Source organism: Leyella stercorea (genome assembly GCF_019052365.1).
Classification (GTDB): domain Bacteria; phylum Bacteroidota; class Bacteroidia; order Bacteroidales; family Bacteroidaceae; genus Prevotella.
The window spans coordinates 1-2,775 of the sequence record NZ_JAHQUY010000135.1 but is presented as its reverse complement, the minus strand read 5'-3'; the positions used below and the strand labels follow the sequence as shown (position 1 = coordinate 2,775).

Sequence of the window (2,775 nt, the reverse complement as noted above, 5' to 3'; positions counted from 1 at the left end):
CTAAAAGCACTACCTTTGTACGCAATATAACAACAATACGTTTAAGGTCACAATTCGTGATTTTGAAAATGAATATAAATATGACAGATAAAATAGGAAAAAAGGAGGCAACCTTTGCAGTGCCGTACAATGGCGAGGACAACAACGATTATGTCGATGGCAAGGGCTTCTGCTGCAATGACGGCAGCTTGGAGGCTGCTCAAACACGAGCTTTAGCGAGAGCTGCAAAGAATAACTTCCAAGAAGGCGATACATACGAGAAGATGCAATTCTACTACCACCCAGACCATTTGGGTAGCAGTAGTTACATCACCAACCTTGATGGCGAGGTGGTGCAGCATATTGAGTATGTACCATTCGGCGAGGTATTTATGGAAGAACGAAACAACTTTACAAATCGAGTAGTAATGAAAGCAATGATTATACTATTAGTCTTCTCCTGTTTACTATTTTCTTGTTCAAATAATAGCAGGGAAAAATCTGTAGATAGTTCAGAACTATCTAATATAGATTATCGCCTTTTTCAAAATACACCAGCTTGGGAATTAGCCAAAGCTGTGCAAGAAGAGGACATGGATAATTTTGATAAGATTATTTCTGAAAATCCGCAAATAATCAATTATCAAGAATCCAAATATGGTAATACTCTTTTAATGTTAACGATTATAAATCAACAATTAAAACCATTTAAGGCATTACTAAAGAAAGGAGCAGCTGTTAATACACATAACACATTTGATGGCACATCACCTCTTATTGAAGCTTGTTCTTCTAAATACTACAACATTATTTTTACCAAAATACTAATTGAGTATGGTGCTAATATAAATGACATTGAAACAGGAAAAAGGAGGCAAGAGAATGGTACACGACTTACGCCTTTAATGGCGGCTTCCAAAACTGGGAATTTAGATTTGGTTAGATTTTTAGTGTCGAATGGGGCTGATGTAAATTACCAAAACGAATTTGGTCAATCAGCGTTGAGTGAATCTGTAATGACAGACAATTATAAAGTAGCTTATTATCTATTGCAAAATGGAGCGAATTATAACTTACCTATTTTTCACCGATATGATTATTCTATACCAATAGAAAATAGTGTTCCAGGAGATAAAGGGAAACCAATGTTTTTAATGGATGTATTAAAAGAAGATGAATCTGATTTTTATACAGATGAGTATAAATACAAAACACTAATTATTGATTTTTTAAAAGAACAAGGGGTTAAGTAGATGCTTTGAATTAGATTTTTGAGATACACTAAAAAACAGGTGCTATTTATATTCATATAGCAACGCCTCTCAGAACCGTAAATGACGGATCCACGTAATATGAAATTTATGTACAATAAAGATCATGCTAAATATCACCAAAAGTATGGAGTTAAGTAATATGATAAAAGAGAGTGAATGGTTTTGTGCTATAGAAGGCATAGCCATAGCCGAAAGAATCTATAATTTTTATTTTGAGGAATACGACTGTATTCCTCAAAATAAAAAAATAGGTGACCTTAAGATGTCGGTTGTGCAATATCGACTCTTTTGTGATTTTGAAGGACATCCAATAAAACGGAATAGATTCAAATACTTTAATGTAGCCTGTTGCAGTCCAATGAGCATTAAATGGAAAGAGTTGTTAAGAAAAAGTATTTGTAATAATCCTAAAGAATACGCATCTTTTGTAAAGTCCTTAAAGAAACCAAAAGAAATTAAGGGACATGTTGCGTTAAATTATGTTTTTGATGAGCGAGATAAAAGTAATGTGATTTCTTGCATAAATAAAATTCGAGAAAAACTGCCTTCAAAATTTACATTCTTAGATTTGCAAAATATTGCCGAGGATAATCAATTTGTAATCAATATGAACAATTTCACAGATGACACATCTGACGCTCCAACATATATTCGCATTTTTCTTATTTATAAATTTGGAGATAGTATTGGAAAGAGAATTCAATTTAATGAGCTGGATTTCGAGATTCATGGAAAAACTTTATCTTGTTGAACCCCACCATAAAAAGAAAAGAGAATGAATAACATAAATCCGTGGACTGCAATGCAGAAACCACGGATTTATACAAGTTGTGTATTTTTTATTTTTTCTTCTTTAACACATAGAACTTGGCGGTTTCACCTTCTGGTTCATTGCCAATCGAGTCTGTTAATACAATAAAGTTGGCATCCTTCACCTTGTAGATGGTATGCTCACCACTTGAAGGATGCACAAGCATCAATATATTACCGTCAAGCACTTGGAAAGTGCCTCTTAACTTTTCCTGCTCGTTCTGCTTTTCTTTGAATGTCCGTATCAACAAATAGGTACCATCAGCATTTAACGTGAGTGTTGTTTCAACATTAGGTGGTAACATACCGCAATATGTCCCAGCCATGGAATCCAAGCTAACTCTGTTTCCCAAAACTACCGTATATTCTTCAAGCTTATCAGCACACCTGCCTCCAGCGTAATGAGGCTGGCGAACGAGTGTCGTCCCGAATGGTAGAAATAGGTAAGTCCGTACTCTTTTCCACAAGCACATCGAAAGCCTTTTGGATGGAAAGCAACAACTGCTCGATGTCCTTGTTGGTCTCCACGGCTTCCTTGCTCTTGTTCTCCTTTGGCTGCTTTAGTGCTTTATGTTAATCGAAGTACAATCATCGCAATAATACTATTAATTTTACGTTCTTTTCAAAGAAAGGGGTTGTGCAATAGTGGCTTAAAGGCTAAAAGCACTACCTTTGTACGCAATATAACAACAATACGTTTAAGGTCACAATT

The 2,775-nt window shown here is 35.1% G+C and carries 3 protein-coding genes; 2 read left to right on the top strand and 1 reads right to left on the bottom strand.

All coding sequences use genetic code 11. From position 1 onward, the window contains the following. Together KTQ90_RS13030 and KTQ90_RS13025 are read left to right on the top strand one after the other, a co-directional pair. Positions 1-1,232: ankyrin repeat domain-containing protein (locus KTQ90_RS13030; protein ID WP_217318788.1), on the top strand; the 1,232-nt coding region annotated here is incomplete at its 5' end. A gap of 145 nt (positions 1,233-1,377) precedes the next feature. Next, positions 1,378-2,004, top strand: coding sequence for a hypothetical protein (locus KTQ90_RS13025; RefSeq protein ID WP_217318787.1), 627 nt, complete (start codon positions 1,378-1,380; stop codon positions 2,002-2,004). 88 nt (positions 2,005-2,092) lie between these two features. Here the strand turns inward: KTQ90_RS13025 and KTQ90_RS13020 are convergent, their stop codons facing one another. After that, complete coding sequence (locus KTQ90_RS13020; protein WP_217318786.1) at positions 2,093-2,389, bottom strand: copper resistance protein NlpE; 297 nt, start codon at positions 2,387-2,389, stop codon at positions 2,093-2,095. Positions 2,390-2,775 lie beyond the last annotated feature (386 nt).

What these genes read in the sequence shown, in the direction of transcription:
- KTQ90_RS13025 (WP_217318787.1), top strand. Translation starts at nt 1,378, where the DNA reads ATGGAGTTAAGTAATATGATAAAAGAGAGTGAATGGTTTTGTGCTATA.
- KTQ90_RS13020 (WP_217318786.1), bottom strand. Translation starts at nt 2,389, where the DNA reads ATGGCTGGGACATATTGCGGTATGTTACCACCTAATGTTGAAACAACA.